This is a genomic window from Acidovorax sp. MR-S7 (assembly GCF_000400995.2).
In the GTDB taxonomy this organism is placed as follows: Bacteria; Pseudomonadota; Gammaproteobacteria; order Burkholderiales; family Burkholderiaceae_C; genus MR-S7.
In genome coordinates this window covers 1-5528 of sequence record NZ_DF238959.1, presented here as the reverse complement: position 1 = coordinate 5528, position 5528 = coordinate 1, and the positions used below count along the sequence as shown (strand labels likewise).

The window sequence follows — 5528 nt, the reverse complement described above, 5'->3', positions numbered from 1 at the left end:
GGACTTTTCAAAACCTGCTAGAATTCAAGGCTTCGCTGATCGCAGCAAAGTTTGGAAGTCGAAAAAATTTCGCTTCTGGTTCGTTAAAAACATACAGCCGATAAGCGTGGGCGTTTGATGGCGAATGCCAAGTTCTTCGGAACTATCAAACGCTCATGAGAATAGAAGTGAAGTTCACTTCAATTCCGTTTTTATGAGTGAAGTCGAAAGACTTTAAATTTTCAAGATCGAACTGTAGAGTTTGATCCTGGCTCAGATTGAACGCTGGCGGCATGCCTTACACATGCAAGTCGAACGGTAACAGGTCTTCGGATGCTGACGAGTGGCGAACGGGTGAGTAATACATCGGAACGTGCCCGAGAGTGGGGGATAACGAGGCGAAAGCTTTGCTAATACCGCATACGATCTACGGATGAAAGCAGGGGACCGCAAGGCCTTGCGCTCATGGAGCGGCCGATGGCAGATTAGGTAGTTGGTGGGATAAAAGCTTACCAAGCCGACGATCTGTAGCTGGTCTGAGAGGATGATCAGCCACACTGGGACTGAGACACGGCCCAGACTCCTACGGGAGGCAGCAGTGGGGAATTTTGGACAATGGGCGAAAGCCTGATCCAGCCATGCCGCGTGCAGGATGAAGGCCTTCGGGTTGTAAACTGCTTTTGTACGGAACGAAAAGACTCTTTCTAATAAAGAGGGTCCATGACGGTACCGTAAGAATAAGCACCGGCTAACTACGTGCCAGCAGCCGCGGTAATACGTAGGGTGCAAGCGTTAATCGGAATTACTGGGCGTAAAGCGTGCGCAGGCGGTTATGTAAGACAGATGTGAAATCCCCGGGCTCAACCTGGGAACTGCATTTGTGACTGCATAGCTAGAGTACGGTAGAGGGGGATGGAATTCCGCGTGTAGCAGTGAAATGCGTAGATATGCGGAGGAACACCGATGGCGAAGGCAATCCCCTGGACCTGTACTGACGCTCATGCACGAAAGCGTGGGGAGCAAACAGGATTAGATACCCTGGTAGTCCACGCCCTAAACGATGTCAACTGGTTGTTGGGAATTCATTTTCTCAGTAACGAAGCTAACGCGTGAAGTTGACCGCCTGGGGAGTACGGCCGCAAGGTTGAAACTCAAAGGAATTGACGGGGACCCGCACAAGCGGTGGATGATGTGGTTTAATTCGATGCAACGCGAAAAACCTTACCCACCTTTGACATGGCAGGAATCCTTTAGAGATAGAGGAGTGCTCGAAAGAGAACCTGCACACAGGTGCTGCATGGCTGTCGTCAGCTCGTGTCGTGAGATGTTGGGTTAAGTCCCGCAACGAGCGCAACCCTTGCCATTAGTTGCTACGAAAGGGCACTCTAATGGGACTGCCGGTGACAAACCGGAGGAAGGTGGGGATGACGTCAAGTCCTCATGGCCCTTATAGGTGGGGCTACACACGTCATACAATGGCTGGTACAGAGGGTTGCCAACCCGCGAGGGGGAGCTAATCCCATAAAGCCAGTCGTAGTCCGGATCGCAGTCTGCAACTCGACTGCGTGAAGTCGGAATCGCTAGTAATCGCGAATCAGAATGTCGCGGTGAATACGTTCCCGGGTCTTGTACACACCGCCCGTCACACCATGGGAGCGGGTTCTGCCAGAAGTAGTTAGCCTAACCGCAAGGAGGGCGATTACCACGGCAGGGTTCGTGACTGGGGTGAAGTCGTAACAAGGTAGCCGTATCGGAAGGTGCGGCTGGATCACCTCCTTTCTGGAAAACAGCATTCAATATTGAACGCCCACACTTATCGGTTGTTGGAAGACAGTTGGCCGGCTGAGAAATCAGTACGGGGTCTGTAGCTCAGCTGGTTAGAGCACCGTCTTGATAAGGCGGGGGTCGTTGGTTCGAGCCCAACTAGACCCACCAAATCTTCCGCAAAGAGGATCACAGGGGGATTAGCTCAGCTGGGAGAGCACCTGCTTTGCAAGCAGGGGGTCGTCGGTTCGATCCCGTCATCCTCCACCAAAATCCTGGCATCGATGCCCATCAACACCAAAGCAGCTTTGCGAGAGGCTGTTTTGTTGTTGATCGATATAGATCGATCAATCGGCTGTTCTTTAAAAATTCATAGAGTCGAATCAGCGTTGTCGGCGGAAAGCAGGAAACTGCACCGTGCCGCCGGCAACCTAAATTTGATTGCGTCAAAACGAACGAAAGCAATTTTGTTCAAGTAATGACGAATCGTTCTCTAGGCTGCGTCGAAAGACGCAGCCGAAGAAACATTCACATTACGGCATAACGCGCGAGGTGAAAGACCTCGCAAGTCTTTGAACTCAAATGGAGGCTTCTCGCAAGAGAGGTCAAAGTTATAGGGTCAAGTGACTAAGAGCATGTGGTGGATGCCTTGGCGATGATAGGCGACGAAAGACGTGATAGCCTGCGATAAGCTTCGGGGAGCTGGCAAATAAGCATTGATCCGGAGATTTCTGAATGGGGAAACCTACCCGCAAGGGTATCGCTGACTGAATACATAGGTCAGCGAGGCGAACCGGGTGAACTGAAACATCTCAGTAGCTCGAGGAAAAGACATCAACCGAGATTCCGAAAGTAGTGGCGAGCGAAATCGGAGGAGCCTTCTAGTGATAGCACGACTGTTAGCAAAGCGGCATGGAAAGGCCGGCCATAGTGGGTGATAGCCCCGTATGCGAAAACAGACGTGTGGTACTGAGCTAGAGAAAAGTAGGGCGGGGCACGAGAAACCCTGTCTGAACATGGGGGGACCATCCTCCAAGGCTAAATACTCATCATCGACCGATAGTGAACCAGTACCGTGAGGGAAAGGCGAAAAGAACCCCGGGAGGGGAGTGAAATAGATCCTGAAACCGCATGCTTACAAAAAGTCGGAGCCCTTAGGGGTGACGGCGTACCTTTTGTATAATGGGTCAGCGACTTACATTCAGTGGCGAGCTTAACCGAATAGGGGAGGCGTAGAGAAATCGAGTCCGAATAGGGCGTTCAGTCGCTGGGTGTAGACCCGAAACCAAGTGATCTATCCATGGCCAGGATGAAGGTGCCGTAACAGGTACTGGAGGTCCGAACCGACTAGTGTTGCAAAACTAGCGGATGAGCTGTGGATAGGGGTGAAAGGCTAAACAAACTTGGAAATAGCTGGTTCTCTCCGAAAACTATTTAGGTAGTGCCTCAAGTATTACCTGCGGGGGTAGAGCACTGTTTTGGCTAGGGGGTCATGGCGACTTACCAAACCAAGGCAAACTCCGAATACTGCAGAGTACAGCTTGGGAGACAGAGCACCGGGTGCTAACGTCCGGACTCAAGAGGGAAACAACCCAGACCGCCAGCTAAGGTCCCTAAAATTGGCTAAGTGGGAAACGAAGTGGGAAGGCTAAAACAGTCAGGATGTTGGCTTAGAAGCAGCCATCATTTAAAGAAAGCGTAATAGCTCACTGATCGAGTCGTCCTGCGCGGAAGATGTAACGGGGCTAAGCCAGTTACCGAAGCTGCGGATGCACAGTTTACTGTGCGTGGTAGGAGAGCGTTCTGTAAGCCTGTGAAGGTGTCTGGTAACGGATGCTGGAGGTATCAGAAGTGCGAATGCTGACATGAGTAGCGTTAAAGCGGGTGAAAAGCCCGCTCGCCGTAAGCGCAAGGTTTCCTACGCAACGTTCATCGGCGTAGGGTGAGTCGGCCCCTAAGGCGAGGCAGAGATGCGTAGCTGATGGGAAACAGGTCAATATTCCTGTACCGATCAATAGTGCGATGTGGGGACGGAGAAGGTTAGCTCAGCCAACTGTTGGATATGTTGGTTCAAGCCTGTAGTCGTGCCCGGTAGGCAAATCCGCCGGGCTGAGATGAGGGGTGATAACGAGTGTGCTTGCACACGAAGTGAGTGATACCCTGCTTCCAGGAAAAGCCACTAAGCTTCAGCTATTGACGACCGTACCGCAAACCGACACTGGTGCGCGAGATGAGTATTCTAAGGCGCTTGAGAGAACTCAGGAGAAGGAACTCGGCAAATTGATACCGTAACTTCGGGAGAAGGTATGCCGCAAGTAGGTGAACTTGTACAAAGGGAGCCCAAAGCGGTTGCAAAAAATCGGTGGCTGCGACTGTTTAATAAAAACACAGCACTCTGCAAACACGAAAGTGGACGTATAGGGTGTGACGCCTGCCCGGTGCTGGAAGATTAAATGATGGGGTGCAAGCTCTTGATTGAAGTCCCAGTAAACGGCGGCCGTAACTATAACGGTCCTAAGGTAGCGAAATTCCTTGTCGGGTAAGTTCCGACCTGCACGAATGGCGTAACGATGGCCACACTGTCTCCTCCTGAGACTCAGCGAAGTTGAAATGTTTGTGATGATGCAATCTCCCCGCGGAAAGACGGAAAGACCCCATGAACCTTTACTGTAGCTTTGTATTGGACTTTGAACGGATCTGTGTAGGATAGGTGGGAGGCTTTGAAGTGAGGTCGCTAGATCTCATGGAGCCAACGTTGAAATACCACCCTGGTGCGTTTGAGGTTCTAACCTAGGTCCATTAGCTGGATCGGGGACAGTGCATGGTAGGCAGTTTGACTGGGGCGGTCTCCTCCCAAAGTGTAACGGAGGAGTTCGAAGGTACGCTAGTTACGGTCGGACATCGTGACGATAGTGCAATGGCATAAGCGTGCTTAACTGCGAGACTGACAAGTCGAGCAGATGCGAAAGCAGGACATAGTGATCCGGTGGTTCTGTATGGAAGGGCCATCGCTCAACGGATAAAAGGTACTCTGGGGATAACAGGCTGATACCGCCCAAGAGTTCATATCGACGGCGGTGTTTGGCACCTCGATGTCGGCTCATCTCATCCTGGGGCTGTAGTCGGTCCCAAGGGTATGGCTGTTCGCCATTTAAAGAGGTACGTGAGCTGGGTTTAAAACGTCGTGAGACAGTTTGGTCCCTATCTTCCGTGGGCGCTGCAGATTTGAGGAAGCCTGCTCCTAGTACGAGAGGACCGGAGTGGACACACCTCTGGTGTATCGGTTGTCACGCCAGTGGCATCGCCGAGTAGCTAAGTGTGGAAGAGATAACCGCTGAAAGCATCTAAGCGGGAAACTCGTTTCAAGATGAGATCTGCCGGGGCCTCGAGCCCCCTGAAGGGTCGTTGTAGACCACGACGTTGATAGGCTGGGTGTGGAAGGCGTGCAAGCGCTTGAGCTAACCAGTACTAATTGCCCGTGCGGCTTGACCCTATAACTTTGACTGCCCATCCACAGGCGCAGTTCATGACTAGTTATGCCAAGCACGCAATCAAGTTAAAGAGTCGACTCTATGAATTCGCCGCTGTGGCATCGCGCCGCAGCAGCGCCAAGTTATGCCTGATGACCATAGCAAGTTGGTACCACTCCTTCCCATCCCGAACAGGACAGTGAAACGACTTCGCGCCGATGATAGTGCGGGTTCCCGTGTGAAAGTAGGTCATCGTCAGGCTCTTACAGCCCAAACCGCCTCCCTGTACCTACGTGCAGGGGGGCGTTTTGCTTT

The 5528-nt window shown here is 52.0% G+C and carries 1 protein-coding gene, 2 tRNA genes and 3 rRNA genes; all 6 read left to right on the top strand.

Features of this window, described 5'->3' with window-relative positions; all coding sequences use genetic code 11:
• Positions 1-229 precede the first annotated feature (229 nt).
• The 6 genes from AVS7_RS18065 to rrf all read left to right on the top strand — a co-directional run bounded on the left by AVS7_RS18065 (position 230) and on the right by rrf (position 5474).
• A 16S ribosomal RNA gene (locus tag AVS7_RS18065) occupies positions 230-1758 on the top strand.
• 79 nt (positions 1759-1837) lie between these two features.
• A tRNA-Ile gene (locus tag AVS7_RS18060) sits at positions 1838-1914 on the top strand.
• A gap of 23 nt (positions 1915-1937) precedes the next feature.
• A tRNA-Ala gene (locus tag AVS7_RS18055) sits at positions 1938-2013 on the top strand.
• 14 nt (positions 2014-2027) lie between these two features.
• Positions 2028-2222, top strand: coding sequence for a hypothetical protein (locus tag AVS7_RS24560; protein ID WP_144425144.1), 195 nt, complete (start codon positions 2028-2030; stop codon positions 2220-2222).
• Between the two features lie 138 nt (positions 2223-2360).
• Positions 2361-5236: ribosomal RNA gene (locus AVS7_RS18050) — 23S ribosomal RNA — on the top strand.
• 125 nt (positions 5237-5361) lie between these two features.
• Positions 5362-5474: ribosomal RNA gene (rrf, locus tag AVS7_RS18045) — 5S ribosomal RNA — on the top strand.
• Together the 16S, 23S and 5S rRNA genes with 2 tRNA genes alongside form the textbook arrangement of a ribosomal RNA operon.
• Positions 5475-5528 lie beyond the last annotated feature (54 nt).

Excerpts from the sequence above, each read along its gene's own strand:
- AVS7_RS24560 (WP_144425144.1), top strand. The coding sequence starts at position 2,028 with ATGCCCATCAACACCAAAGCAGCTTTGCGAGAGGCTGTTTTGTTGTTG.